The 25,231-nt window shown below is 67.8% G+C and carries 25 protein-coding genes; 14 read left to right on the top strand and 11 right to left on the bottom strand.

Annotated features, from left to right (window positions below):
- Positions 1 to 16: 16 nt before the first annotated feature.
- Both TSH20_RS01075 and TSH20_RS01070 read right to left on the bottom strand, forming a co-directional pair.
- A complete protein-coding gene (locus tag TSH20_RS01075) occupies positions 17 to 931 on the bottom strand; it encodes a DMT family transporter (protein ID WP_109072984.1) in 915 nt (304 codons plus the stop codon).
- 123 nt (positions 932 to 1,054) lie between these two features.
- A complete protein-coding gene (locus TSH20_RS01070) occupies positions 1,055 to 1,387 on the bottom strand; it encodes a (2Fe-2S) ferredoxin domain-containing protein (RefSeq protein WP_109072983.1) in 333 nt (110 codons plus the stop codon).
- Between the two features lie 186 nt (positions 1,388 to 1,573).
- Between TSH20_RS01070 and TSH20_RS01065 the strand changes: the two genes are divergently transcribed.
- Genes TSH20_RS01065 through deoA form a run of 6 tightly spaced genes read left to right on the top strand, consistent with a single transcriptional unit; the run spans position 1,574 to position 7,114 of the window.
- A complete protein-coding gene (locus TSH20_RS01065) occupies positions 1,574 to 2,716 on the top strand; it encodes an ABC transporter permease (RefSeq protein ID WP_109072982.1) in 1,143 nt (380 codons plus the stop codon).
- Between the two features lie 3 nt (positions 2,717 to 2,719).
- Positions 2,720 to 3,694, top strand: coding sequence for an ABC transporter permease (locus tag TSH20_RS01060; RefSeq protein ID WP_109072981.1), 975 nt, complete (start codon positions 2,720 to 2,722; stop codon positions 3,692 to 3,694).
- A gap of 4 nt (positions 3,695 to 3,698) precedes the next feature.
- The gene (gene cdd / locus TSH20_RS01055) at positions 3,699 to 4,118 is read left to right on the top strand and encodes a cytidine deaminase (protein ID WP_109072980.1); all 420 of its coding nucleotides are present in this window, start codon (positions 3,699 to 3,701) and stop codon (positions 4,116 to 4,118) included.
- A gap of 15 nt (positions 4,119 to 4,133) precedes the next feature.
- A complete protein-coding gene (locus TSH20_RS01050; protein WP_109072979.1) occupies positions 4,134 to 4,967 on the top strand; it encodes a purine-nucleoside phosphorylase in 834 nt (277 codons plus the stop codon).
- Positions 4,964 to 5,791, top strand: coding sequence for a deoxyribose-phosphate aldolase (gene deoC / locus TSH20_RS01045; RefSeq protein ID WP_109072978.1), 828 nt, complete (start codon positions 4,964 to 4,966; stop codon positions 5,789 to 5,791). The genes TSH20_RS01050 and deoC overlap by 4 nt, the downstream gene beginning before the upstream one ends.
- 3 nt (positions 5,792 to 5,794) lie before the next feature.
- Positions 5,795 to 7,114 (top strand): thymidine phosphorylase, encoded by a 1,320-nt coding sequence (gene deoA, locus TSH20_RS01040; protein ID WP_109072977.1) that lies wholly within the window; start codon positions 5,795 to 5,797, stop codon positions 7,112 to 7,114.
- Positions 7,115 to 7,268: 154 nt separating this feature from the next.
- Here deoA and TSH20_RS01035 read toward each other — a convergent pair whose 3' ends face one another.
- A complete protein-coding gene (locus tag TSH20_RS01035) occupies positions 7,269 to 8,447 on the bottom strand; it encodes a nicotinate phosphoribosyltransferase (RefSeq protein WP_109072976.1) in 1,179 nt (392 codons plus the stop codon).
- A gap of 406 nt (positions 8,448 to 8,853) precedes the next feature.
- On the opposite strand from TSH20_RS01035, the gene TSH20_RS01030 reads away from it, so the two are divergent.
- From TSH20_RS01030 to TSH20_RS01015, 4 genes are all read left to right on the top strand, one after another.
- Positions 8,854 to 9,348: a flagellar basal body-associated FliL family protein gene (locus TSH20_RS01030; protein ID WP_109072975.1), complete on the top strand. Its 495-nt coding sequence runs from the start codon at positions 8,854 to 8,856 to the stop codon at positions 9,346 to 9,348.
- 91 nt (positions 9,349 to 9,439) lie between these two features.
- Complete coding sequence (gene gor, locus TSH20_RS01025; RefSeq protein ID WP_109072974.1) at positions 9,440 to 10,807, top strand: glutathione-disulfide reductase; 1,368 nt, start codon at positions 9,440 to 9,442, stop codon at positions 10,805 to 10,807.
- 174 nt (positions 10,808 to 10,981) lie between these two features.
- Positions 10,982 to 11,464, top strand: coding sequence for a hypothetical protein (locus TSH20_RS01020; RefSeq protein ID WP_109072973.1), 483 nt, complete (start codon positions 10,982 to 10,984; stop codon positions 11,462 to 11,464).
- A gap of 266 nt (positions 11,465 to 11,730) precedes the next feature.
- On the top strand, positions 11,731 to 12,636 hold the full coding sequence (locus TSH20_RS01015) for a manganese catalase family protein (RefSeq protein ID WP_109072972.1): 906 nt from the start codon (positions 11,731 to 11,733) through the stop codon (positions 12,634 to 12,636).
- A 24-nt stretch (positions 12,637 to 12,660) separates the two neighbouring features.
- On the opposite strand, the gene TSH20_RS01010 is transcribed toward TSH20_RS01015, so the two are convergent.
- Positions 12,661 to 14,025: an AmpG family muropeptide MFS transporter gene (locus TSH20_RS01010; protein ID WP_109072971.1), complete on the bottom strand. Its 1,365-nt coding sequence runs from the start codon at positions 14,023 to 14,025 to the stop codon at positions 12,661 to 12,663.
- Positions 14,026 to 14,316: 291 nt separating this feature from the next.
- Between TSH20_RS01010 and TSH20_RS01005 the strand changes: the two genes are divergently transcribed.
- Positions 14,317 to 15,708: a 3-deoxy-7-phosphoheptulonate synthase class II gene (locus tag TSH20_RS01005; protein WP_109072970.1), complete on the top strand. Its 1,392-nt coding sequence runs from the start codon at positions 14,317 to 14,319 to the stop codon at positions 15,706 to 15,708.
- Positions 15,709 to 15,766: 58 nt separating this feature from the next.
- Here the strand turns inward: TSH20_RS01005 and TSH20_RS01000 are convergent, their stop codons facing one another.
- Genes TSH20_RS01000 through TSH20_RS00970 form a run of 7 tightly spaced genes read right to left on the bottom strand, consistent with a single transcriptional unit; the run spans position 15,767 to position 22,708 of the window.
- Positions 15,767 to 16,828, bottom strand: a complete 1,062-nt coding sequence (locus tag TSH20_RS01000; protein ID WP_109072969.1) for an ABC transporter substrate-binding protein — start codon at positions 16,826 to 16,828, stop codon at positions 15,767 to 15,769.
- Positions 16,829 to 16,872: 44 nt separating this feature from the next.
- On the bottom strand, positions 16,873 to 17,991 hold the full coding sequence (locus TSH20_RS00995; RefSeq protein ID WP_109072968.1) for an FAD-binding oxidoreductase: 1,119 nt from the start codon (positions 17,989 to 17,991) through the stop codon (positions 16,873 to 16,875).
- Positions 17,991 to 19,580: an NAD(P)/FAD-dependent oxidoreductase gene (locus tag TSH20_RS00990; protein WP_348770390.1), complete on the bottom strand. Its 1,590-nt coding sequence runs from the start codon at positions 19,578 to 19,580 to the stop codon at positions 17,991 to 17,993. The genes TSH20_RS00995 and TSH20_RS00990 overlap by 1 nt, the downstream gene beginning before the upstream one ends.
- Positions 19,577 to 19,867, bottom strand: coding sequence for a (2Fe-2S)-binding protein (locus TSH20_RS00985; RefSeq protein WP_109072966.1), 291 nt, complete (start codon positions 19,865 to 19,867; stop codon positions 19,577 to 19,579). The genes TSH20_RS00990 and TSH20_RS00985 overlap by 4 nt, the downstream gene beginning before the upstream one ends.
- A 42-nt stretch (positions 19,868 to 19,909) precedes the next feature.
- Positions 19,910 to 20,704 carry an ABC transporter permease gene (locus tag TSH20_RS00980; protein ID WP_109072965.1) on the bottom strand — a complete coding sequence of 265 codons (795 nt, stop codon included), beginning with the start codon at positions 20,702 to 20,704 and terminating at the stop codon, positions 19,910 to 19,912.
- Between the two features lie 7 nt (positions 20,705 to 20,711).
- Positions 20,712 to 21,617, bottom strand: coding sequence for an ABC transporter permease (locus tag TSH20_RS00975; RefSeq protein WP_109072964.1), 906 nt, complete (start codon positions 21,615 to 21,617; stop codon positions 20,712 to 20,714).
- Positions 21,614 to 22,708, bottom strand: a complete 1,095-nt coding sequence (locus TSH20_RS00970; protein WP_109072963.1) for an ABC transporter ATP-binding protein — start codon at positions 22,706 to 22,708, stop codon at positions 21,614 to 21,616. The genes TSH20_RS00975 and TSH20_RS00970 overlap by 4 nt, the downstream gene beginning before the upstream one ends.
- A gap of 189 nt (positions 22,709 to 22,897) precedes the next feature.
- On the opposite strand from TSH20_RS00970, the gene TSH20_RS00965 reads away from it, so the two are divergent.
- The 3 genes from TSH20_RS00965 to TSH20_RS00955 all read left to right on the top strand — a co-directional run bounded on the left by TSH20_RS00965 (position 22,898) and on the right by TSH20_RS00955 (position 25,231).
- Positions 22,898 to 23,770 (top strand): IclR family transcriptional regulator, encoded by an 873-nt coding sequence (locus tag TSH20_RS00965; RefSeq protein ID WP_199231914.1) that lies wholly within the window; start codon positions 22,898 to 22,900, stop codon positions 23,768 to 23,770.
- Positions 23,767 to 23,946 (top strand): DUF2256 domain-containing protein, encoded by a 180-nt coding sequence (locus tag TSH20_RS00960; RefSeq protein WP_109072962.1) that lies wholly within the window; start codon positions 23,767 to 23,769, stop codon positions 23,944 to 23,946. The genes TSH20_RS00965 and TSH20_RS00960 overlap by 4 nt, the downstream gene beginning before the upstream one ends.
- A 274-nt stretch (positions 23,947 to 24,220) precedes the next feature.
- Positions 24,221 to 25,231: a BMP family protein gene (locus tag TSH20_RS00955; RefSeq protein WP_199231915.1), complete on the top strand. Its 1,011-nt coding sequence runs from the start codon at positions 24,221 to 24,223 to the stop codon at positions 25,229 to 25,231.

Here is a 25,231-nt window from a genome sequence, read left to right as displayed (position 1 = left end):
CGCCGGCCCCATCCTGTCAAGAACCCAGCCGGCGACGCGCCACCAGCGTTTCACGATGCAGGATGTAGAGCCCGCTGCCGATGATGACCATGGCGCCGGCGATCACCGGCGCGGTCGGCAAATCGCCAAACACCAGCCAGCCGAACAGGCTGGCCCAGACCATGCCGGTATATTCGAAGGGCGCCACCACCGCCGGCGGCGCGCGACGGAAGGCCTGGGTCAGCAGCACCTGCGCGCCGGCGCCGATCGCGCCGACCAGCGCCATCAGCCCCAGCGCGAAACCGGTCGGCGCCGTCCACACCGGCACCGCCAGCGCCCCACTGACCACCGTCGTCGTCAGCAGCAGATAGAGCACGATGGACGCGCTGGTCTCCGTCCGCGACAGGCCGCGCACGGCCAGCGCCGCCAGCGCATAGAACAGCGCGGCGCAAAGCCCGACCAGCACCGGCACCAGCGGCGCCCCGGCCGACGGCTGCGCCATCACCACGACGCCGCCGAACCCGATCACCACCGCCGCCCAACGGCGCCAGCCAACGGGCTCCCCCAGCAGCGGGGCAGACAATGCGGTGATGAACAGCGGACCGGCGAAGCTCAGCACATAGACGTCGGCCAGCGGCAGTTCGCGGAACGCATAGAAGAAGCATCCCATCGAGATCAGCCCGGCGAAGGCCCGCCAGACATGTCCCCAGGGCCGTCGCGTCCGCATCGCCGCGATTCCGCCGCCGCGCCACAGCGTGTAGCCGCCCACCAGCAGGAAGGCGACCAGCGAGCGCACGAACATCAGCTGCGGCACCGGGTAATCGGCGGTCAGGAACTTGATGAGCGTGTCCATCGCCGCGAACAGCAGGATCGCACCCAGGAAGCAGCCGACGGCATAGGGGACCGAATCGGCCTCGGCTGGCAGCAGGTCGGCGGTCTCGGCGTCGGTCATGGAGTTGGTTCGGAAGGGCAATGGCGGAGGTTGCCCACATTATGGGCAAACGCTTCTGCGTCCCAATGCCGCAACCGCAGGTCTGGTAGGCGTGGGGTTTTGGAAGTGATGGCTGGCGATGCCTCACCTTGTCAGCACCATCACCAGCCGCTCCACCGGTGCATCGCTCACCAGATGCGACTCGACGATCTCGTCGATGTCCTCCACCGTTTCCGGCCGGTACCAGATGCCCTCCGGATAGACCACCATCAGCGGCCCGGCGGAGCAGAAGCCGAGGCAGCCCGTTATCGCCATGCCGACATCGGCCAGACCCTTCGCCTGGATTTTCTGGTCGAGCCGCTGCCACAGCGGGTGGGCGCCCTTGGCGGCACAGCTGCCGCGCGGATGGCCGGGCGGGCGCTGCTGGGCGCAGCAAAAGACGTGGTGGCGAAAGGTCTGAGGAATGTCGAACGGCATCGGGCATGCTCCATAACCATAAAATTCCTATGGTTTAGAAGCATGCCAGATTGCTGCGCTGCGGCAAGAGTTTTTGAAATCCTTCTAACCCACGGCAGCCGCAGTGATTCCGGCGCGATGAAATGCTTGGTCGGCAGAGCATTGGCGGTTAAGAATCCGCGGCAAGGGGCAATCCAGGAGACGCCGGTGCTGCTGAGCGGATCGGGGAAGGGCCAGCCGGGCGCCGTGCCGGGCTGGGTCGGGTATGCGCTGCTTCCGGTTCTCAACCTCGTCGCGGCCTTCGTGCTGTCGGGGCTGGTGATCCTGGTGATCGGCGAGAATCCGGTCGACGTGCTGTCGCTGCTGCTGTCGGAGGCTCTGGGCTACCCGGAGGCCATCGGCTACACCCTTTATTACACCACCGACTACATCTTCACCGGGCTGGCGGTCGCCATCGCCTTCCATTGCGGGCTGTTCAACATCGGCGGCGAGGGGCAGGCCTATCTCGGCGGGCTCGGCGCCGGGCTGGTGGCGCTGGCGCTGACCGGCTGGCCCTGGCCGGTGGTGGCGCTGCTGGCGGTATTGGCGTCCGCCCTGTTCGGCGCCGCCTGGGCCTTCATCCCAGCCTGGCTGCAGGCCAAGCGCGGCAGCCACATCGTCATCACGACGATCATGTTCAACTTCATCGCCGCGTCGATCATGACCTGGCTGCTGGTGGACGTGCTGATCCGCCCCGGCAGCCAGTCGCCGGAAACCCGCGAGTTCGATCCCGGCGTCTGGCTGCCGTCGATGGACCGGGCGCTGGGCTGGTTCGGCATCACCATCCCGGCCTCGCCGCTGAACCTGTCCTTCCTGTGGGCGCTGGCCTGCTGCTTGCTGTTCCACATCTTCCTGCGCCGGACCCGCTGGGGCTACGAGCTGCGCACGGTGGGCCGGAATGAGCGGGCGGCGGTTTATGCCGGCATCTCGCCTTCGCGGAACATCATCATTGCCATGCTGCTCTCCGGTGCGCTGGCCGGCTTCGTCGGCGTGAACGAGATCCTGGGCGTGCAGCACCGGGTGATCCTGAACTTCACCGGCGGCGTCGGCTTCGTCGGCATCGCCGTGGCGCTGATGGGGCGCAACCACCCGGTCGGGATCATTCTGGCCGCCTTGCTGTTCGGGGTTCTGGCGCAGGGCGGCGGCCAGCTGTCCTTCGACTACCCCACGATCAACCGCGAGCTGGTGATGGTCATCCAGGGTCTGGTCATCCTGTTTGCCGGCGCGATGGAGAACCTGTTCAAGCCACAGGTGGAGGCACTGTTCCGCCGCCGCGGCACCACCGCCACCGCCGATACGGGGAGGGGCTGAGCGATGGAGGACGCGCTTCTCCTGACCTTGCAGCTGCTGGGCGCCACCATCCGGGTGGCGACGCCGCTGGTGCTGGCCGCTTTCGCCGGCATGTATTGCGAGCGGTCGGGCGTGGTCGACATCGGGCTGGAAGGCAAGATGCTGGCCGGCGCCTTCTTCTCCGCCGCCGTCGCGTCGACGACGCTGAACCCCTGGCTGGGGCTGCTGGCCGGCATCGCCGCCGGAGTGGCGCTGGCGCTGGTCCATGGTTTCGCCTGCATCACCCACAACGGCAATCAGGTGGTGTCGGGCATGGCGATCAACATCCTGGTCGCCGGGCTGGCGCCGACGTTGGCCTATGCCTGGTTCCAGCAGGGCGGCCAGACCCCGCTTCTGCCCAATCAGGCGCGCATTCCCGCGGTGGAGTTGCCGGGGGTCGACGCGCTGGCCGGCGTGCCGGTTCTGGGGCCGGTCTACCGCGAATTGCTGAACGGCAACAACGTGCTGATCTGGGTGACGCTGGTCCTGGTGATCGCCACCCAATGGGTGCTTTACCGCTCACGCTTCGGGCTGCGGCTGCGGGCGGTGGGCGAGAATCCGGCGGCGGTCGACACCGCCGGCCTGTCGGTGACGAAGCTGCGCTATCAGGCGCTGCTGGTGACCGGTGCGCTGACGGGGATGGCCGGCTCGTATCTCTCCACCGGCCATGGCGCCGGCTTCGTCCGCGACATGACCGCCGGCAAGGGCTATCTGGCGCTGGCGGCACTGATCTTCGGCAAATGGCGGCCGGGACCGACCCTGTTCGCCTGCCTGCTCTTCGCCTTCACCGACGCGGTGCAGGTGCGCCTGCAGGGGGTGGAACTGCCGGGCATCGGCGTCATCCCGGTGCAGTTCATCCAGATGCTGCCCTATGTGCTGACCGTCCTGCTGCTGGCCGGCTTCGTCGGCAAGGCCATCGCCCCGAAGGCGAGCGGCATCCCCTATGTCAAGGAGCGCTGACGCCATGACCGACCCGGCGGAGCTGTCCCGGATGATCGAAGCGGCCCGTGCCGCGCGCGAGAACGCCCACGCCCCCTATTCCAAATTCAAGGTCGGCGCCGCCATCCTCGGCGAATCGGGGCGCATCTTCGCCGGCTGCAATGTGGAGAATGCCGCCTACCCGCAAGGCCAGTGCGCCGAATCGAGCGCCATCGGCGCCATGGTCACCGCCGGCGACCGCCGCATCCGCGCCATCGTCGTCATGGGCGGCGAGGCGGGGGCGGAGGAAATCTGCACACCCTGCGGCGGCTGCCGCCAGCGCATCCGCGAATTCGCCACGCCGGAAACCCCGATCCACATCTGCGACCCGGCCGGTCTGCGGCGGACCTTTTCGCTGGAGATCCTGTTGCCCGAATCGTTCGGCCCCACCAATTTAGCCTTCTGAGCGGAGTTTCCCGACATGACGGCAGCCCGCGCCGCCGCGGACATCCTTCACCGTGCCTCCGGCCACCGGCCGCGGGTCGGCATCGTGCTGGGTTCCGGCCTGGGCGGCATCGCCGACCGCATCGCCGACGCGGTCGTCATCCCCTACACCGACATTGCCGGCTTCCCCATCCCCAGCGTGTCCGGCCATGCCGGACGGCTGGTCGTTGGGCAGCTCGGCGGGGTCGAGGTCGCCTGCATGCAGGGCCGCGTCCATGCCTATGAAGGCAACGGCTTCGATGCGCTGAAGACCGCAGTGCGGGCGCTGAAACTGGCCGGCTGCGACACGCTGGTGCTGACCGCCGCCGTCGGCTCGCTCCGACTGGAGGTCGGGCCGGGCCGGCTGATGGCGATCAGCGACCATCTGAACCTGCTGGGCGCCAACCCGCTGACCGGCCCGAACGACGAGGCTTTCGGCGAGCGCTTCCCCAGCATGACCGACGCCTGGGATCCGGCTCTGCGCAGCCTCCTGAAGGAGGTGGCGGCCGGCTTGTCCATCGATCTGGCGGAGGGCGTCTATGCCGCCTATCCCGGCCCATCCTTCGAGACGCCGGCCGAGGTGCGGATGATGAAGCTGCTGGGTGCCGACGCGGTCGGCATGTCCACCGTTCCGGAATGCATCATCGCCCGCCATTGCGGCCTGCGGGTCGTCGGCTGCGCCGTCGTCACCAACCTGGGGGTCGGGCTCGGCGACGGGCCGGTCGACCACCACCAGACCCTGACCGCCGCGTCGGCGGCAGCCGCCGACCTGGAGCGCCTGCTGGTCGGTTTTCTCGAACGCCTGCATGAAAAGGACGGGTCCCGGTCATGAAACTGTCTGCCGACCTGCAAAGCGCGCTCGATGCCAGCGCCAACGCCCCGTCCGACGCCGATCTGGCGCGCCGTGCCGTGGGCATGCTCGACCTCACCAGCCTGAACGGCGACGACAGCGACCGGGTGGTGCAGGATCTCTGCACCCGCGCCGTCACGCCCGTCGGGCCGGTCGCCGCCGTCTGCGTCTGGGCGCGCTTCGTCCCCACCGCCCGCAAGGCGCTGGAGGGAACGGCGGTAAAGGTCGCCACCGTGGTGAATTTCCCGACCGGCGAGGCGGACGCCTCCTCGGTGGCGGCGGAAACCCGGCGCGCCATTGCCGACGGCGCCGACGAGATCGACGTCGTGCTGCCCTACAAGGCCTTCATCGACGGCGCCCGCACCCAGCCGATGAATGTGGTGAAGGCCTGCCGCGAGGCCTGCGGCGACAAGGCACTGATGAAGGTGATCCTGGAATCGGGCGCCTTCCCCGACGCCGACCTGCTCGCCTGGGCAGCCCGCGACGCCATCGCCGCCGGGGCCGATTTCCTGAAGACCTCCACCGGCAAGACCCAGCCGGCCGCCACCCTGCCGGCGGCGGCGGTGATGCTGGACTGCATCTATGAGTCGGGCAAGCCGGTCGGCTTCAAGGCGTCCGGCGGCATCCGCGACGCGGCGGAGGCGGCGCGCTATCTGGCGCTCGCCGACCATATCCTGGGGGAAGGCTGGGCGACGCCGCAGACCTTCCGCTTCGGCGCCTCCAGCCTGCTCGACTCGCTGCTGGTGGCGGCCGGACATGGAGAACGGGAAGGCGAACGCGAACCGGCCCCGGCGGGAGGGTACTGAAGCATGCTTCCGCAGGAGATCGTCCGCGCCAAGCGCGATGGCCAGCTGCTCGACGCCGCCACCATCCAGGATTTCGTGCGCGGCATCACCGACGGCAGCGTGTCGGAGGCCCAGGCGGCGGCCTTCGCCATGGCCGTCTTCTTCCGCGGCATGAGCCTGGACGAACGGGTGGCGCTGACCCGCGCCATGCGCGATTCGGGCACGGTGATGGAATGGCGGTCGCTGAACCTGCCCGGCCCGGTGATCGACAAGCATTCGACCGGCGGTGTCGGCGACAAAGTCAGCCTGATCCTGGCGCCGATGCTGGCGGCCTGCGGCGGCTTCGTGCCGATGGTGTCGGGGCGCGGGTTGGGCCACACCGGCGGTACGCTCGACAAGTTCGAGAGCATCCCCGGCTATCGCGCCAAGCCCGACAACGACCTGCTGCGCCGGGTGGTGAAGCAGGTCGGCTGCGCGGTGATCGGCGCCACCGACGACATCGCCCCGGCCGACAAGCGGCTCTATGCCATTCGCGACGTGACGGCGACGGTCGAATCGCTCGACCTCATCACCGCGTCGATCCTGTCGAAGAAGCTCGCCGCCGGACTGGACGCGCTGGTGATGGACGTGAAGTTCGGCAGCGGCGCCTTCATGCAGCGCCTCCAGGATGCCGAGGCGCTGGCCGAGAGCATCGTCACCGTCTCCAAAGGCGCGGGCCTGCCGGCGGTGGCCCTGCTGACCGACATGAACGAGGTGCTGGGCCGCAGCGCCGGCAATGCGCTGGAGATGCGGGAATGCCTCGCCATCCTGCGCGGCGAACCGGCCGAACCGCGACTCTACGAGGTGACGGCGGCGCTGGCGGCGGAACTGCTGGCACTTGCCGGTCTGGCGCCGGACGCGGCGGCCGGGCGCGCCATGGCCGACCGCTCCATCGCCAGCGGCGCGGCGGCGGAGCGTTTCGCCCGCATGGTCGAAGCGCTCGGCGGGCCGGCCGACCTGCTGGAGCAGCCGGACCGCCATCTGGAACGCGCGCCCATCGTCCGCCCGGTGTTCGCCGAGCGGGCCGGCTTCGTCGGCGCGATCGACACCCGCGGCGTCGGCATGGCGGTGGTGGCGCTGGGCGGCGGCCGAACCAGGACGACCGACGCCATCGACTTCGCCGTCGGCTTCGACGAGGTGGCCGGGTTGGGCGACGCGGTGGGTCCGACGGAACGTCCGCTGGCGATCCTGCACGCCCGCACGGAGGCGCAGGCCGACGAAGCCGAACGCCGCCTGCGCGCGTCGGTCACGGTGAGGGATGCGGCACCGGAGCGTGGCCCGCTGATCGCGAAACGCTTGGGGTGAGAAGCGCTTAACCCCTTCTCCCCACTCCTTCTCCCCCCTGGGGAGAAGGTTGGGATGAGGGGGTTCGGCGGAGCCGAAGAGAGCCACGAAGCGGATCCCCCTCACCCTAACCCTCTCCCGGGGGGGAGAGGGGATCCCGGGCGTTAGCCGGAGGTTACCGCCGAAACAGGAACTCGCGGCCGACCTTCACACGGCGTTCGCCGTCATACTCGATGATGTCGGCGGTCGCGTAGGTCTCGGTCCAGCGTTCGGGCAGGTAGCTGCCGGTGCCGATCACGTCCACCGGGGCATTGGCCTCCGCCATCAGCCGGCACTTGGCCGGGCCGAAGCCGCTGCTGGCAACGATCTTCACCGCCGGGAAGCCGGCCTCGTCCAGCCGTTCGCGCACATAGTGGATCGCGGCGGCAGACACGCCGGTGCCGATCAGGTAACGCAGTTGCGTCTCGTCGCGATAGCCGCGGATGGCATGCGGCGCATGGCGCTCCAGCACGGCGTAGGAGCCGGGCGGGTCCAGCCCCTCGACGAAACGGCCGCCGGGGGTATCGAGCCGCAGCGACAGCTTGCCTTGGGCGGCCAGCTGCGGGAAGCGGCGGCAGACCTCCAGCCCGTCGGTGATCTCGCGGCCGAAATAATCGACCAGGACGGTCAGCGGCAGATCGGGGAAGGTCTCGTGGAACATCTCCGCCGCGCGCACGGTCGATCCGGCATAGCCGATCAGGGCGTGCGGCATGGTGCCCATGCCCCGTTCCTGCCCGAAGTAGAAGGCGGTGGCGTCGGTGGCGTTGCCGACGAAGCCCTTGGCGCCGACCTTGCGCTTGGCCCGGTCGGACCCGACGGAGGCGGCATAGGCCATCATCTCCGCCATCTCCGTCCCGGCGCAGTGGCGGGCGTCCATGGCGAGGAAGGCGACCTTCGGCAGGTCGGCGCACATGGTGAAGGCGTTGTAGGCGGCGACGCTGGCCGGGCCCAGCTTCTGCAGCAGGATCGTTTCGCAATCGACCAGATGGTAGAAGGAGCCGGTGATGTACATGATCGGCTCGCCGGCGCCGACCCACTTGCCCTCGGGGTAGTTCAGTTCGATCTGGAAGCTGGTGTTGCGTTCCCGCGCCACCGACTCCAGCCATTCCACCGCAAGGCGCGGGGCGCAGACCACCGGACGCCGCATGAAGATCGCATAGGTGACGGTCTTGTCGCCGAACTTGCCGACCGCCTCCTTGGTGCGGCGGAAATAGGTGTCCGTCCAGTCGGGCACCGCCGCGGAGGACGGATGGAGGGCCGTCGGCCGTCCATCGACTGACCGGCTGCCAACTGATCGGTTATCGGTGTCGCTCATACCCGTCACCCTCGCCTTCCGCCCCTGTCTATGCCCGTGTCCGCGCCTGTGTCTGCGCATGGCTTTGCAGTGCTTCGTTATGGATGGTCCGGCCACCGGACAGGGCAGCCGGCCGGTTGTGTTGGAATCCCAGCATTATACGCCCCGGTCGGTCGGGGGAAGAGGCTTCCCACCCTATCAACCCGCGGCGGATGGCTGCGTTGCGTTTTTCGGCGGGGATTCAGCGGCCGGTCTCCGGGAAAAATCTCAAATGCTTTTGAAAGCTGCCCTGCAATCCCACAGTCAATCACCGTCCATCTGTCGGCAATCAAAGAAAAAACCAGATAAAATACCTTTATTTGACCTACCACTTCCGCGCTTCTAGAGTTTTCGAACCGGTTCGGCGGCAGCAACTCAGCAGGGCGGAATGACCAAGACATCAGTCTCTGCCGAAGCCGGCCAAGGCAGCCTGCCCTCCTTCGATGGAACCGGAAACAGGATCGTCCTGGCATTGCTGGGGCTGATGCTGGCTTTCGCCGGCGCCGGGATCGGCAGTGCGCTGCTTCTGCGCCCGGCCCCCGCCCAGGGCGCCTATTCCCCTGCCCGCATCGAGGCGGCACCGGCCGTCTATGCCGCCCTGCCCACCCTGACGGTCACGCTCAACGACGGTCGCCGGCTGCAGGAACTGCGGCTGCGCGCCGTCTTGGAATTCGACCCGTCGACCCCGATGGAGACGGTCACGCCGCATCTGCCGCGCATCGCGGACGCCATCGAACGGCGCCTGCTGGAGGTCGACCCGGCCGAACTGCGTGGGGCGGAGGGGCAGGTCTATGTCAAGGACGCGCTGCGCTACGTCGCCAACAAGACCATGCGTCCGCTGAAGCTTCGGCAAGTGCTGATCCAGGACATGCTGCTGCGCTGAGGGCGCGCTTCCCAACGCCTGCCCCGACCCCATATCCTGCCCGACGACATTCGTTCGTGGGTTAAAGGTCCAGTTGCGGAAGGAGACGGCCGTGGCCGAGTTCGATTTCGACCTCTTCACCATCGGGGCGGGGTCCGGGGGCGTCGCCGCCAGCCGGCGCGCGGCGTCCTACGGCGCCAAGGTGGCGATCTGCGAGGGCAGCCGCGTCGGCGGCACCTGCGTGATCCGCGGCTGCGTGCCGAAGAAGCTGCTGGTCTACGCCGCGCAGTTCCGCGACGGCTTCGAGGATTCCTGCGGCTATGGCTGGAACTCGCACACGCCGACCTTCGACTGGGAAACGCTGATCGCGCGCAAGGACCGCGAGATCGACCGGCTGAACGGCATCTACATCAATATGCTGAAGAACTCCGGCGTCACCCTGTATGAAGGGTTCGGCCGGATCATCGACCCCCACACGGTCGAGGTGGACGGCAAGCGCTACACCGCCCGCAACATCCTGATCGCCACCGGCGGCTGGCCGACCCTGCCGCAGGTGGAAGGGATGGAGCATGCTGCGACCTCCAACGAGGCGCTGCATCTGGAAACGCTTCCCCACTCCGTCCTGATCATCGGCGGCGGCTACATCGCCGTGGAGTTCGCCAGCATTTTCCGCGGGCTGGGCGCTGAAGTGACGCTGATGATCCGCGGCGACGACCTGCTGAACGGCTTCGACGACGACATCCGCGTCGCGCTGGCGCAGGAGATGCGCAAGCGCGGCATCAACATCATCTCGCGCTGCAAGCCGGCGAAGCTGGAAAAGGGTCCCGGCGGCTATACCCTGACCGACCATATGGGCCGCGAGCATTCCGCTGGTCTGGTGATGGCCGCCACCGGTCGTCGCCCGAACACCAAGAATCTCGGCCTGGAAGAGGTCGGCATCACCCTGAACGAGGCCGGCGCGATCCCGGTGGACGAGTGGTCGCGGACCTCGGTCGACAGCATCTATGCCATCGGCGACGTCACCGACCGCATGGCGCTGACCCCCATCGCCATCGCCGAGGGCCGGGCACTGGCAGAAACGCTGTACAACGACAACCCGATGCACATCGGCTACGACAACGTGCCGACCGCGGTGTTCTCGTTGCCGCCGCTGGGCACCGTCGGCCTGACCGAGATGCAGGCCCGTGCCAAATACCCGCAGGTCGACATCTACAAGGCCGGCTTCCGCCCGATGAAGCACACCCTGTCCGGCCGCGATGAGCGGGTGCTGATGAAGCTGGTGGTGGACGGCGAAAGCCAGCGCGTGCTGGGCTGCCACATGATGGGCATGGATGCGCCGGAGATGATGCAGCCGATGGCAATCGCCATGAACTGCGGCGCCACCAAGCGCGACTTCGACCGCACCATCGCGCTGCACCCCTCCACGTCGGAGGAATTCGTGCTGATGCGCGAGAAGGCGGAGCCGGAAAAGAAGATCTGAGCGGTCAACCGTACCGAAACGCAGTGGCGGGCTATCCGCAACGGGCCATGATCGGACTCCTCCGCTCATGGCCCCGTTACATTCCAGTGTAAGGACAGGAAATCCCTGGACCTACCCCGATTGTAGTACCTACCATGGTGGTACGAACAATTTTCCCAGGGAATGACTGTGAACATGCGCGGAATTTTTGCAGCGGCTGCCTGCGTTGCGGCATTCGCCTCGATCGGTACTGCACACGCTCAGACCAAGATCGGCGTGTGGGACGTCAAGATCGACAAGGACTGCGCCATTAGCCAGGAATGGAAGACCGATTCCAAGGACACCGCCACCATCGCCCTGGCCTACACGAACAAGGGTCAGGCGATGGTGCTGATCTTCGGTGATTCCGCCTGGAAGCTGAAGGAGAAGGAAGATCTCACCGTCTCCCTGTCGGTCGATAAGAAGTGGAGCGACAAGGTTCCGGGCGCTGCCATCGACAAGACGATGGCCGTCGTCGGTATTCCGGCAACCTCCAAGGCGATCGAGGCCCTGATGAACGGCCGCGAGCTTTACATGGAGATCGACGGCAAGAGCGACGATTACGCCTACACCTATTACCTCGACGATACCCGCAAGGCGATCTCCGCTCTGGAAGCCTGCCGCGCCCAGGCGCAGTAAGCCTCTGCAGCATTCATCGGCCAAGGCGCCCACCCGGACGTGAAAACCGGGATGGGCGCCTTGCACCACAGCCGCCTTCTATACGGAAGACAGTCCTTCCTGCCGCGCTTGGGATCCATCCGGCATAGCACTCCGAAACAGGCATTCGTCCTGGAACGCTTCTAAAGATCCTCGGTTGAGGACAGGGAGCGATCCGGTCCGGACCCGGTCGCGCCGATCCGCGGCCCCTGCATAGCGGGCCATCAGACGCAGGAGGAGTCCCTCGCATGTTCATGCATAACAAAAAGCTCATGTACACGGTTCGCGTGTCGGAGCCGAACCCGGTGCTCGCTAGCCTCATGCTTGAGCAGTTCGGCGGCCCGCAGGGCGAGCTTGCCGCGGCCATGCGCTACTTCACCCAGGGTCTGGCCGACGAGGATCCGGGCCGCAAGGACATGCTGATCGACATCGCGACCGAGGAGTTGAGCCACCTGGAGGTCATCGGCTCCATCGTCGCCATGCTGACCAAGGGCGCCAAGGGCAAGCTGGCCGAAGGTGCGGAGGCGACCGCCGACCTGTACGCCAACATCACCCAGGGCAACGGCAGCCACACCCTGTCGCTGCTGTATGGCGGCGGTCCGGCGCTGGTGAATTCGGCCGGGCAGCTGTGGACCGGCGGCTACATCGACAGCATCGGCGAGCCGACGGCCGACCTGCGCTCCAACGTCGCCGCGGAAGCGCGCGCCAAGATCATTTACGAGCGCCTCATCAACGTCACCGACGATCCGGGCGTGAAGGATGCGCTGGGCTTCCTGATGACCCGCGAGATCGCCCACCAGAAGAGCTTCGAGAAGGCGCTTTACGCGATCGACAACAACTTCCCGCCGGGCAAGCTGCCGGGCAAGCCGGAATACACCGACAAGTATTACAACATGAGCCAGGGCGAAGGCGACATGCGCGGCCCCTGGAACCAGGGCGCCCAGTGGGAGTTCGTCGACGTCAAGATGGGCGACGCCCCGGTCAATGGCGGCGACGGCAACCCGACGGTCAAGCTCGCCGCGTCGGAACTGGCGGCGGTCAACGCCGTGGCCGCCCGCACCATGTCGAAGCCGGACTCCGATCCGACCACCGGCGCCGACCTGGGCGCGGGCCCGGGCGCCGGCAAGACCAAGACGACCACCGGCAGCCGCTAAGCGGCTCCGGCATCGCCGTCCCCGTCACTGGGCGGGGACGGCCGCCTCTTCTTCGCGGCGGTGCAGGCCCATCAGCCAGATCAGCAGGCACAGGGCCGGAACGGCGCCGGCCATCGACAACAGGAAGAAGCTGACCCAGTCCATCCGCTCCGCCAGCCAGCCGGAGGAGGCGCCGAACAGGTCGCCACCCAGCTTGTAAAGGCTGGACAGCAGCGCGTACTGGGTCGCGGTGTAGGCGACGTTGCACAGGCTGGACAGATAGGCGACGAAGGCCGCCGTCGCGATGCCGGCACAGACATTCTCCACCGCCACCGTCATCGCCAGGGTCGACACGTCGTTGCCGTTCCAGGCCAGCACGACATAGCCCAGGTTCGACACCATCTGCAGGATGCCGCCGATCATCAGGCCGCGCAGAACCCCGACCTTGCCCACCAGCAACCCGCCCAGCAACCCGCCGGCGATGGTCGCCCACAGCCCGAACAGCTTGCTGACGTTGGCGATCTCCACCTTGGTGAAGCCCAGGCTGATGTAGAAGGTCGAGGACATCTGCCCGGCCAGCACCTCCCCCAGCTTGTAGCTGGCGATGAAGGCCAGGATCACCACCCAGCCGCGCCGCTCCATGAATTGGGCGAAGGGCGCCACCACCGCTCCGTAAATCCAGGCGAGCACGACGGCGCTGCGGCCCGACAGATGCGGCCGGTGACCCAGCCACTCCGCGATCAGCCTTTCGCGGGCGCTGGGCGGCGGCTCCTTCGGCTCGCGGCACAGCAGGATGGTGGCCATGCCGACCAGAACCAGCGCCGCCATCACCTCGTAGGCCGTGCGCCAGCCGTGATACTGCGCGATGTAGAGCGCGCCCGCCCCCGCCGCCATCATGCCGAAGCGATAGCCCAGCACCAGCACCGCGGCACCGGCGGCCTGCTGATGCTCCTCCAGCACCTCGACCCGATAGGCATCGACGACGATGTCCTGGCTGGCCGAGCAGAAGGCGACCAGCACGGCGCACATCGCCGTCCACCACAGGTCCTGCCCCGGATCGGTGGTGCCCAGCCCCAGCAGCGCCGCGATCAGCGCCGCCTGCGCCGTCAACGCCCAGCCGCGCCGCCGCCCGAACAGCCGCGTCACCACCGGCAACCGCAACCGGTCGATCAGCGGCGCCCACAGGAACTTCAGCGCATAGGGCATGGTGACCAGCGCGAACAGCCCGATGTTGGTGCGGCTGACGCCCTGTTCGGTCAGCCAGACATTCAGCGTGGCGCCGGTCAGCGCCAGCGGCAGCCCTTCGGAGAAGCCCAGGAACAGGATCGCCAGCACGCGCGGGTCGCGGTAGACGGACAGGGCCTGCCCCCAGGAGGACAGGCGCTTTGCCCGCCAGGATGTCGCTTTCACCGGGGAGGCTCCTCTCGGGCGTGGTCGGTTGCCCCCGATGTATACTGGCCGCGGCCACGCGCCGCCAGCGGCCCATATATTTCAGGGGCGAGGCGAAGTTCCTTTCATCTGAAATCACCCACGGTGGCAGGCGACCTGTCCCGATGGCACAGCATTGCCGGCAGGCGGGCCGAAACTGTGGAAAAGTTACCGCGAGTCGCGCTATAGAGTACCCCCCACGGGTCTCGCCGCCGGTCGTTCGCCGCCCGCCCGGCCCCCGTTCCGCAATCGTCAAGGAAGAGCAGGCGCGTCATGGTCGAGCGTTGGACACCCGCCAGTTGGAGGACGAAACCGGCGAAGCAGTTGCCGACTTATCCCGACCAGTCGAAGGTCGAGGCGGTCGAACAGCGCCTGTCCTCCTATCCGCCGCTCGTCTTCGCCGGCGAGGCCCGCCGGCTGAAGGCCAAGCTGGCCGACGCCGCCGCCGGCCAGGCCTTCCTGCTTCAGGGCGGCGACTGCGCCGAGAGCTTCGCCGAGTTCCACCCCAACAACATCCGCGACACCTTCCGCGTCCTGCTGCAGATGGCCGTGGTGCTGACCTTCGGCGCCTCGATCCCGGTCATCAAGGTCGGCCGCATGGCCGGCCAGTTCGCCAAGCCGCGCTCGGCCGACATGGAGGCGATCGACGGGGTTGAGCTGCCGTCCTACCGCGGCGACATCATCAACGGCTTCGACTTCACCAGCGACGCCCGCGTTCCCGATCCGGAGCGCATGATGCAGGCCTACACCCAGGCCGCCGCGACGCTGAACCTGCTGCGCGCCTTCGCCCAGGGCGGTTACGCCGACCTGCACAAGGTCCATCAGTGGACGCTGAGCTTCGTCGAGAAGTCGCCGGCCGGCGAGCATTTCCAGGAGCTGGCCAACCGCCTGGACGAGACGCTGGCCTTCATGGCCGCCTGCGGCATCACCGCGGAGACCACGCCGCAGCTGCGCGAGACCGACTTCTTCACCAGCCACGAGGCGCTGCTGCTGCCCTTCGAGCAGGCGCTGACCCGCGTCGACAGCACCACCGGCGACTGGTACGACGTGTCGGCCCACATGCTGTGGATCGGCGACCGCACCCGCCAGCCCGACGGCGCCCATGTCGAGTTCCTGCGCGGCGTGAAGAACCCGATCGGCCTGAAGTGCGGCCCGACCACCGACCCGGACGAGCTGATCCGCCTGATCGACATCCTGAACCCGACCAACGAGGCCGGGCGCCTGACGCTGATCGTGCGCATGGGCTCCGACAAGGTGGCGGAGAAGTTCCCGCCACTGCTGCGCAAGGTCCAGCGCGAAGGCCGCACCGTGGTGTGGTCCTGCGACCCGATGCACGGCAACACGATCAAGTCGACCACCGGCTACAAGACCCGCCCCGTCGAGCGGGTGCTGGCCGAGGCGCGCGGCTTCTTCGAGGTGCATCAGGCCGAAGGCACCCATGCCGGCGGCGTGCATTTCGAGCTGACCGGCCAGGATGTGACGGAGTGCACGGGCGGCGCCCAGGCCATCACCGACCACAATCTGGCGCTGCGCTACCACACCGCCTGCGATCCGCGCCTGAACGCCAGCCAGTCGCTGGAACTGGCCTTCCTGCTGTCGGAAAAGCTGAAGGAAGGCCGCCAGACCCGCGAGGCCCAGCGCCGCGCCGCGATGGCTGCCGAATAACCAGCTGCGGAATACAAATCGGGGGGCGCTTTCGGCGCCCCCCTTTTTCATGCCCTGATTACCGTTCGATTTCCTTGTTCCAGCGCTGGTTCCAGTCGGGGCGCTTCTCGTTGATGACGTCCCAGTCCACCGTGACGGCGTTCTTCATGTAGCCCTGGAACTTGTTCATCTCGTCGGCGACGTCGGCCGGCGCCGTGACCTTGGTGTTCGACGGAATCTGCGCGCCGTACTGCAGGGCGGCGAGCTGCGCCTCCGGCCCCAGCAGATAAGCGGCGAGCTTCTGCGCGGCCTCGTTGTCCGGGTTCTTGGCGACGACGCATTCGCCGACCATCAGCACGACCGAGCCTTCCTTCGGCTGGGCATATTCGACCGGGATGCCCTTGGCCTTCAGGCTGCCGACGCCGGTCGGGGTCAGCGGGAAGATCGCCGCCTCGTTGGTCTGCACCATCTCGGCGATCTTGGCGGAGCTGGGGATGTATTCCAGCACGTTGGGGCCGATGGTCTTGCGCCAGGTGGTGAAGCCCGGATCGACGTTCGCCTCGGTGCCGCCCTTGATGCGGTTGTACATCAGAAAGGCATGCAGGCCGAAGGAACTGCTGGCGGCCGACTGGACGACGACCTTGCCCTTGTACTTGGGATCGGCCAGATCCATCCAGCTGGTCGGCGGCGCCCAGCCCTTCTCGTCGAACATCGCCTTGTTATAGGCCAGCCCGGTCATGCCCATGTTCACGCCGACGGCCATGTCGCCCTTCATGCGCGCCGACGGATAGACGTCGTTCAGCACCGGCGAGCTGTCCATCTTCTGGCACAGGCCCATGCCGATCGCGCGGTACATCAGCCCGTCGTCCAGGAAGACGACGTGCATCTGCGGATTGTCCTTCTGCGCCTGCAACTTGGCCAGGATGTCGGACGAGGTGCCGGGAACCACCACCACCTTGATGCCGGTCGCCTTCTCGAAGGCGGGGAAGACATGCTCGGTGTAGGTCTTCTCCATCGTGCCGCCGTTCATGCCGATATAGACCGTCTTGGTCTGGGCGGCGGCGGGGGTGGAGAGCGCGGCGGCCGCCGTGATGGCAACCGTGGCGAGACCGGTGAGCGACAGGGTACGCAAGCTGGGCATGCATGTCCTCCAATGGGCCAAGGGGTGAAGTCTCGGGTGAAGTCTTAAGCGGTCGGTGAAAAGCGGTCGATGCGGAAAGCCTCCAGCGGCATCGGCGTCTCGCCGCTGGTGACCAGTTCGGCCAGCGTCTGGCCGACGCCGGGTCCGATCTGGAAACCGGCGCCGGAGAAGCCGAAGGCGTGGAACAGGCCGGGCGTGGTGCGGCTGGGGCCGATGATCGGGTTGCGGTCGGGCGTATAGCCCTCCACCCCGGTCCAGCAGCGGATGACGTGGGCGTGGCGCAGCTGCGGGAACAACTCCGCCGCGTCGCGCATCAGGGTCAGCACGGCGTCGCGCTGCGGCCGGGCGCGGTCGGCGTCCAGCGCAAAGCCGCGCCCGCCGCCGACCACCATGTTGCCGCGCGGCACCTGCCGGCCATAGACGCCGCCGCCCTCCACCCCGATGTTGACGTCGAGGAAGCGGGGCAGCGGCTCCGTCACCGCCATGTTGGGGTGGAGCGATTCCAGCGGCACCGGCTCGCCGAACGCCTCCGCCACCCGCCAGGACCAGGCGCCGGCGGTGTTCAGCAGGAAGCGGGCGCGGACTTCCAGGGCATCGCCGCTCAGCAGGACGAAGCGGTCGCCGTCCTTCTCCACCCGGTCGACCGGCGTCTGCTCGCGCACCACGGCCCCCAGCGCCGCAGCGGCGCGGGCGAAGGCGGGGGAGACGAGGCGGGGGTTGGCGTGGCCATCCTCCGGACAGAGCGACCCGCCGATGGCGCGGTCGCCCAGCGCCGGCCAGCGGCGGCGGAACTCCTCGCCGACGATGATCTCCAGCCCCAGGCCGAAGCCCTGGCTGCGCTCGCGATAGGCGATCAGCGACTCAAGGTCGGGCTCGCTACGGGCCAGCTTCAGATGGCCGGAGCGGATGTATTCGGCATCGGTGCCCAGCAGCTCCGGCAGGCGGCCCCAGATGGCGTGGGCGCGCTGGGACAGCGGCAGCTGCTCCAGCGGGCGCCCCTGTCGGCGCACACCGCCGAAATTGACGCCGCTCGCCTTGGCGCCGCACCAGTCGCGCTCCAGCAAGGTCACCGACAGGCCAGCCTGCCGCAGGAACAGCGCCGCCGACCCGCCGACGATCCCGCCGCCGACAATGGCGACATCGCACTCGATCCGTTCCCGCATCACGCGACCTCCCGTCCAGACAAGCCCTCTCCCCCCCGGGGAGAGGGTTGGGTGAGGGGGACGCGTGGCGGAGCGTCTTTGGCGGTTTGGGGCGCTGCAGATATCCGACCGGCGCCTCGCGATGCATCCCCCTCACCCTGACCCTCTCCCCGCTTTCGGCGGACCTCTGGTCCGCCTGTCGCGTCAGCGCAAACTTCGTTTGCGCGTGAGCGGGGGGGAGAGGGGATGGTCGCCGCGATGGGGAGAGGCTTGATCGGGGGCTGCGCCCGCAGGCGCCCCACCCCGTCAGGACCGGTGCCGAGCGTGCGGGACAGCAGTTCCGCCGTGGTGGCGCTGCACATGCGTCCCTGACAGCGGCCCATGCCGGCGCGGGTCAGCGCCTTGGCGCGGTTCATCTCGCGGGCTTGTCCGCTGCGGGCGACCTCGCGCACGGCGCCGGCGGTCACGCCTTCGCAACGGCAGATCATCGTGTCGTCGGCGATGGCGTCGGCCCAGTCCGCCGGGAAGGGGAAGGCCGCCGACAGGCTGCGGCGGAAGGCGGCGATGCGGAAGAGCCGAACGTCCAACTCCTTCACCCGTTTGCCGTCCACCGGGCGGCCGAGATCCTCCAGCACGGCCAGCGCCGCGCGCTCTCCCGCCAGTTCCGCCGCATCGGCACCGGAAATGCCGCTGCCGTCACCGGCCAGATAGACACCGGGAACCGAGCTACGCCCTGCCCCGTCCCGCTCCGGCAGCCACGCGCGGTCGGCTTCATCAAAACGGAACCGGCAGCCGGCAAGGTCAGCCAGCTGGGTCTCCGACCGCAGTCCAAGGCCAAAGGCGACGGCGTCGCAGGGCGTGCGCCGCTCCTGCCCCTGTGCATCGCGCCAGACCAGCGCATTGACCCGTTCGGCTCCCTCCGCACGCACCGGGCGGACGCCGTTGTGGATCGGCACGCCATGGGCGCGCAGCCAGCCGACATACAGCAGCCCCTTCGCCAGCGTGGCCGCATCGCGCAGCATGCCGGCGGTGGCGCGGGCCTGGACGGCGAAGGGCGTGGTGTCGAACACCCCCGCCACCTCGACCCCGGCCTTCAGATACTGGTAGGCGACCAGATAGAGCAGCGGCCCGGTGCCGAGGAAGGCCACCCGCCGGCCGACGGCGCAGCCCTGGAACTTCAACGCCACCTGCGAGCCGCCCAGCGTGAAGACGCCGGGCAGCGTCCAGCCGGGGAAGGGCAGCACGCGGTCGGTGGCGCCCGTCGCCAGGATCAGGTGACTGAAGGGCAAGGCCTCGCTCGCCCCGTCGCACAGCAGGTCGAGCGCACCCGCCTCGCAGTTCCAAACCAGCGTGCGCGGGCGGTAGTCGACGCGGTCACGGATGGCCGCCATGGCGCGGTGGACCGCGTCGGCCTTGCCCGCTTCGAAGCCGTACAGAGCCTTCTTCGGCCGGGTGAAGCCGCCATCCGGTGGCTGGCGATAGATCTGGCCGCCCCAGCGCGCCGCCTCGTCGACCACCACCGGACGCAGTCCGGCGGCGACCAGCCGCTCCGCGGCGCGGATGCCGGCCGGGCCGGCGCCGACGATGACGGGAGGGAGAGTTTCGCTCACGACGTCCACTCCCCGCCGCTCACAAGGCGCATGCCGTCGGCGATGAAGGTGCCGCAGGCGCGCAGGCGCTCGCCCTCCTCCGTCCGCACCCAGCAATCCTGGCAGGCGCCCATCATGCAGAAGCCGGCACGCGGGCTGTCGGCAAACTCCGTCCGGCGCAGCCGCTCGCCATTGGTGAGCATGGCGGTCATGACGGTGTCGCCCTCCAGCGCCTCGACCGGGCGCCCGTCGAGGGTAAATCGGACCACGCGCCGGCCCTGTTCGGCCACACGCTGCAGCAAAGCCATGATGACTGGTCTCCGAAGAGAAAGGACGGCCGGAACGGGAACTCAGTGCTGGCCGACCAGGATGCGGTCCAACCCATAGACGCGGTCGAGCAGAAGCACGGCGACCGCGGTGATGCCGATGATCAGCGCCGAAACCGCCGCCATCATCGGGTCGATGGATTCGGTGGCGTACATGTACATCCGCACCGGCAGCGTCACCGTGGACGGCGAGGTGATGAAGATGGACATGGTCAGCTCGTCGAAGCTGTTGATGAAGGCGATCAGCCAGCCGCCGGTGACGCCGGGCAGGATCATCGGCAGGGTGACGCGGCGGAACACGGTGGCCTCGCTGGCCCCGAGCGAGAAGGCGGCCTGCTCCACGCTGCGGTCGAAGCCGGAAATCGCGGCGATCAGCAGGCGCATGACATAGGGCGTAACGATCACGATGTGCGCCGCAACCAGCCAGCCGAAGCTGCCCGTGGCGCCGACGATGGCGAACAGCCGCAGCATGGCGACGCCCAGCACCAGATGCGGGATGATCAGCGGCGACAGGAACAGCGCATTGAGGAAGCCGCGGCCGGGAAACTCCCAGCGCGTGATGGCGAGGGAGGCCGGAACCGCCAGCACCACCGCCAGCGTCGCCGACAGCACCGCCAGCCACAGGCTGTTCCAGAAGGACTGGACGAAGTCCGGGTGATGGAACACCGCGTCGAACCAGCGCAGCGAGAAGCCGTTGGTCGGCAGCGACAGCGTATTCTCGGGCGTGAAGGCGACGAGGCAGACGATCGCCAGCGGCGCCAGCATGAAGATGACGACCAGAGTGTGGAAGATCAGGGCGACGGGTCCGTTGCGGGTCATGGCGTCCTCACCCCAGCCGGCGGCGGTAATGGCCTTCCACCAGACGGTGGTAGGTCAGCATGACGATCAGGTTGGCGATCAGCAGCAATGCGGCGACCGCGGCCCCCATCGGCCAGTTCAGGTCGCTGAGATACTGGTCGTAGACCACCGTCGCGACCATCTTCAGCCGCCGCCCGCCGAGCAGGCCGGGAATGGCGAAGGCGCTGGCGCTGAGGCCGAAGACGATCAGGCTTCCCGACAGGATGCCGGGGAGGATCTGCGGCGCCACCACCCGGACGATGGCCGTGCCGCGCGAGGCGCCAAAGGACAGCGCCGCCTGCTCCACCGCCGGATCCAGCTTCTGCAGCGAGGTCCAGACCGGGATGACCATGAAGGGCAGCATGACGTGGACCAGGGCCACGATCACCGTGCCTTCGGTGTAGAGCAACCGCATGCGGCCGATGCCGAACGCCATCAGCGCGGCGTTCACCGGCCCTTCCGGCCCCAGCAGCATGCTCCAGCCGAAGGCGCGCACCACGACGGAGACCAGCAGCGGCGCCAGGATCACCAGCAGGAAGATCGAGCGCCAGGGGTTGGTCATCCGGCTGAGGATGTAGGCCTCCGGCACGCCGATTACCACGCAGATGGCGGTCGCCAGCGCCGATATCCGGAAGGTGCGCAGGAAGATTTCCAGGTAATACTCGTCGGTCAGGACCGACAGGTAATGCTCCAGCGTGAAGCCGCCGGTGCGCCCGGTCGCATAGTCGAACTGGTTGAAGGACAGCAAAGCCGTCAGGAACAGCGGAATCAGCACCAGCGCCGAGAACAGCAGGACAGCCGGCGCCGACAGGAACAGCGGCGCGGTGGGGAAACTGCGTTCAGGCGTTTCCTCGCCCGGCGAGGCCGGGGCGGCATCGGGAAGGGTTGCGCTCATCCCGTCACCTCGAGCGCCACGTCGGGCGCCTCCGCCATGGCGCCGCGATGGACGCGCACGACCGACGGCGACCAGTCCAGCCCAACGCTCGCACCCGGCTCCGCCGGGGTGGAGCCGTCATTCGGCGTCACCACCATCAGCGTGCCGAGCGGCCCGTCGATGTGATAGAGCCACTGGCTGCCCAGGAAGAAGCGGTCGGCGACACGGCCGGTCAGCAGCCCGTTCGCCGGGGCGGTCAGGTGCAGTTTCTCCGGCCGGATGCACAGCGTCACCGTCTCGCCCACCGACAGGCCGGCGGCTTCGACCGGCACGGCGATGCCGGCCAAAGACACCGTGGCGCCCGCACCGGTGGCCGTGGTCACCTTGCCCGGCAGCAGGTTGGTCTTGCCGACGAAGCGGGAGATGAACTCCGTCTCCGGATGCTCGTAGATGCGATAGGGCTGGTCGATCTGGGTGATGCGCCCGGCCTCCATCACCACGACGCGGTCGCTGATCGAGAAGGCCTCGGCCTGATCGTGGGTGACCATGACCGTGGTGGTGCCGACCTTGCGCTGAATCTCGCGCAGTTCGAACTGCATCGCCTCGCGCAGCTTGGCGTCCAGGTTCGACAGCGGCTCGTCCAGCAGCAGGACCGGCGGGCGGATGACCAGGGCGCGGGCCAGCGCCACGCGCTGGCGCTGGCCGCCCGACAGTTCGCGCGGATAGCGCTTGGCATAGGGGGACAGGTGGACCAGCGACAGCGCCTCTTCGACGCGGGGCTTGCGCTCGCCCTTGGGCACGCGCTGCATCTCCAGGCCGAAGCTGACATTGTCGAACACGGTCATATGCGGGAACAGCGCGTAGCTCTGGAACACGATGCCCAGCCCGCGGCTGTTCGCCTTGGCCCGCGTGATGTCGCGTCCGTCCAGCCGGATGGTGCCGGCCGACGGTTCCACGAAACCGGCGATCATCTGCAGGGTCGTGGTCTTGCCGCAGCCCGAGGGGCCGAGCAGAGAGACGAACTCCCCCTTTTCCACCGACAGCGAGACATCGCCGACCGCGGTCAGCGGGCCGTAACGCTTGGTGATGTTTTTCAATTCGAGGAACGACACGGGGGGAATTCTCCCTCTTGCGACAATTGGCCTCGGTCTCCGGGCCTCACCTGTTGCCCGATGGTTCCGCCGCACCCCCGGTCGCGTCAATCCGCTTTTTCCATTGGCAGAAAAGATTTTGCAAAAGCTTCCGATATGCGGAATAGATGGACCAACAAACATTCTTCGATTTTCAGGAAGAGGCTGGAAATGAGCGCCGACACCCGCAGCAAGACCGACAAGAGCACCGGTGGCGAGGGCACCGGCAATGAGGAGGCGGGCGGCAAATCCAGCCTGCAGCGCGGGTTGGCGATCCTGCGCCTGCTGGCCTCCTCCAACGAGACGGGGGCTCGGCTGACCGACATCGCGCGCGCCCTCGACCTCACCCCGCCGACCGTCCACCGACTGCTGAAGATCCTGGTGGAAGAAGGCATGGCGGAGGCGGACAAGGCGACCAAGCGCTACCGGCTGGGCATCGACCTGTTCGGTTTGGCGGCGCAGGCCGGAAACCCGAACAACCTTCGCGACATCTGCCGGCCGATCCTGCTGCGCCTGTCGGCGACCCTGCGCGACACCATCTTCCTGCTGGTGCGTAGCGGCTTCGACGCGGTGTGCCTGGACCGCAGCGAGGGGCCCTTCCCCATCCGCTCCTTCACCGGCGACATCGGCGGCCGGGTGACGCTGGGCGTCGGCCAGGGCAGCCTTGCCATCATGGCCTTCCTGCATGCGGAGGAGCGGGAGGAAGTCATCCGCTTCAACCTGCCGCGCATGCAGGGTGTCGGCATCATCGACGAGGTCTATCTGCGCACGGAGATCGCGCGGGTGCGGGAGGTGGGCTATGCCAGCCGCTCCACCGGCCTGCTGCCGGGAATGTCCGGCGTGGCGGTTCCGGTGCTGGACCGCGACGGCCATGCGGTGGCGGCACTCAGCGTCGGCACGATCAGCGAGCGGCTGAACGAGGAGCGGCTGCCGGTGGTGGTCGACATCCTGAAACGCGAATCCGCTGCGATCAGCCGCCAGTTGAACCCCTTCGACCCCGTCCTGCGCCGTCCCGCCGCAATTCTGGGAGGGGGCCCGGCATGAGGGGCGTAAAGAAGGCCGACCTGCCGACCAAGACCTGCCCGGTCTGCAACCGTCCCTTCACTTGGCGCAAGAAATGGGAGCGGGTGTGGGACGAGGTGAAATACTGCTCCGACCGCTGCCGCGGCGACGCCCGCAGGCGCGGTGAACGGCCGGAGGACGTGACGCCCCGATCCTGACCGGATCGCCAAGAAGAGTTGCCCCTTTTTCAATCACATGCCAGCATTCTGACCGGCAGGATGACCGCGCCCGTGTGACGGGCGGCGGTTCCGGCCGATGGCATTTCCGTTGCATTTGCATGCACGGCTCGCACGGGTCCATGGATTTGGGGAAGCATTCCCGGGTATTCATTCCCCGGCGGGTCGACCGCTCTGCTGCCAGCAAAATGCAGCCAACGATACTCAGCGACAAAGGGGGCTCACGATGTCGGTTCGGGGGATGGGGGATCGGGCGATGACAGTTTTGGGAATGACGCGCCGTGCGGTGCTGTGCGGCGTCGCCGCGGTGGCCTTCGCGGCGGTGGCCGGCAGCTCCCTGCCGGCATTCGCGGAAGGCAAGCTGAAGGTCGCCGGCATCTACACCGTGCCGATCGAGCAGCAGTGGGTCAGCCGCATCCATGTCGCGCTGAAGGCCGCCGCCGACCGTGGCGACATCGAGTATGTCTGGGCCGAGTCGGTCGCCAACACCGACTATGAGCGCGTGATGCGCCAGTATGCCGAGGCCGGCCAGCAGTTGGTCTTCGGCGAGGTGTTCGGCGTGGAGCGCGCCGCCCGCGCCGTCGCCAAGGACTATCCGAAGACCGCCTTCGTCATGGGCTCCAGCTTCAAGCCGCAGGAGCCCAACTTCTCGGTCTTCGACAACTACATCCAGGAGCCGGCCTACCTGTCCGGCATGGTCGCCGGCGGCATGACCAAGTCGAACGTGATCGGCATGGTCGGCGGCTATCCGATCCCCGAGGTCAACCGCCTGATGAATGCCTTCATGGAGGGCGCCAAGGAGGTCAACCCGCAGGTCAAGTTCTCGGTCAGCTTCATCGGCTCCTGGTTCGACCCGCCCAAGGCCAAGGAAGCCGCCTTCGCCATGATCGACCGCGGCGCCGACGTGATGTACGCCGAGCGCTTCGGCGTGTCGGATGCGGCCAAGGAGCGCAAGGTTCTGGCCATCGGCAACGTCATCGACACCCAGCCGCAATATCCGGAGACCGTCGTCGCCAGCGCCCTGTGGCACATGGAACCGTCGGTGGAGCGCGCCATCGCCGCGGTGAAGGCCGGCAGCTACAAGGCCGAGGATTACGGCCCCTACAGCATGATGGCGCACAAGGGCTCCAGCCTTGCGCCGCTCGGCACCTTCGAGTCGAAGGTCCCCGACGCCATCAAGGCGAAGGTCAAGGAGCGCGAGCAGCAGATCCGCGACGGCAAGTTCACCGTCAAGGTCAACGACGCCGAGCCGAAGTCGACGATGTGA

The sequence above is a fragment of the Azospirillum sp. TSH20 genome (genome assembly GCF_003115935.1).
Classification (GTDB): Bacteria; Pseudomonadota; Alphaproteobacteria; order Azospirillales; family Azospirillaceae; genus Azospirillum.
The sequence above is the reverse complement of the archived record's forward strand: the minus strand, read 5'-3'. Positions and strand labels throughout refer to the sequence as shown.

Bases quoted from the DNA above. Each gene is read 5' to 3' on its own strand.
- TSH20_RS00965 (WP_199231914.1), top strand. From the start codon at position 22,898: ATGAGCGCCGACACCCGCAGCAAGACCGACAAGAGCACCGGTGGCGAG.
- deoC (WP_109072978.1), top strand. From the start codon at position 4,964: ATGAAACTGTCTGCCGACCTGCAAAGCGCGCTCGATGCCAGCGCCAAC.
- TSH20_RS01000 (WP_109072969.1), bottom strand. From the start codon at position 16,828: ATGCCCAGCTTGCGTACCCTGTCGCTCACCGGTCTCGCCACGGTTGCC.
- TSH20_RS00995 (WP_109072968.1), bottom strand. From the start codon at position 17,991: ATGCGGGAACGGATCGAGTGCGATGTCGCCATTGTCGGCGGCGGGATC.
- TSH20_RS01005 (WP_109072970.1), top strand. From the start codon at position 14,317: ATGGTCGAGCGTTGGACACCCGCCAGTTGGAGGACGAAACCGGCGAAG.
- TSH20_RS01075 (WP_109072984.1), bottom strand. From the start codon at position 931: ATGACCGACGCCGAGACCGCCGACCTGCTGCCAGCCGAGGCCGATTCG.
- TSH20_RS00975 (WP_109072964.1), bottom strand. From the start codon at position 21,617: ATGAGCGCAACCCTTCCCGATGCCGCCCCGGCCTCGCCGGGCGAGGAA.
- cdd (WP_109072980.1), top strand. From the start codon at position 3,699: ATGACCGACCCGGCGGAGCTGTCCCGGATGATCGAAGCGGCCCGTGCC.
- TSH20_RS00985 (WP_109072966.1), bottom strand. From the start codon at position 19,867: ATGGCTTTGCTGCAGCGTGTGGCCGAACAGGGCCGGCGCGTGGTCCGA.
- TSH20_RS00960 (WP_109072962.1), top strand. From the start codon at position 23,767: ATGAGGGGCGTAAAGAAGGCCGACCTGCCGACCAAGACCTGCCCGGTC.
- TSH20_RS01070 (WP_109072983.1), bottom strand. From the start codon at position 1,387: ATGCCGTTCGACATTCCTCAGACCTTTCGCCACCACGTCTTTTGCTGC.
- TSH20_RS01030 (WP_109072975.1), top strand. From the start codon at position 8,854: ATGACCAAGACATCAGTCTCTGCCGAAGCCGGCCAAGGCAGCCTGCCC.
- TSH20_RS01050 (WP_109072979.1), top strand. From the start codon at position 4,134: ATGACGGCAGCCCGCGCCGCCGCGGACATCCTTCACCGTGCCTCCGGC.
- TSH20_RS01035 (WP_109072976.1), bottom strand. From the start codon at position 8,447: ATGAGCGACACCGATAACCGATCAGTTGGCAGCCGGTCAGTCGATGGA.
- TSH20_RS00980 (WP_109072965.1), bottom strand. From the start codon at position 20,704: ATGACCCGCAACGGACCCGTCGCCCTGATCTTCCACACTCTGGTCGTC.
- TSH20_RS01020 (WP_109072973.1), top strand. From the start codon at position 10,982: ATGCGCGGAATTTTTGCAGCGGCTGCCTGCGTTGCGGCATTCGCCTCG.
- deoA (WP_109072977.1), top strand. From the start codon at position 5,795: ATGCTTCCGCAGGAGATCGTCCGCGCCAAGCGCGATGGCCAGCTGCTC.
- TSH20_RS01060 (WP_109072981.1), top strand. From the start codon at position 2,720: ATGGAGGACGCGCTTCTCCTGACCTTGCAGCTGCTGGGCGCCACCATC.
- TSH20_RS01015 (WP_109072972.1), top strand. From the start codon at position 11,731: ATGTTCATGCATAACAAAAAGCTCATGTACACGGTTCGCGTGTCGGAG.
- TSH20_RS00955 (WP_199231915.1), top strand. From the start codon at position 24,221: ATGACAGTTTTGGGAATGACGCGCCGTGCGGTGCTGTGCGGCGTCGCC.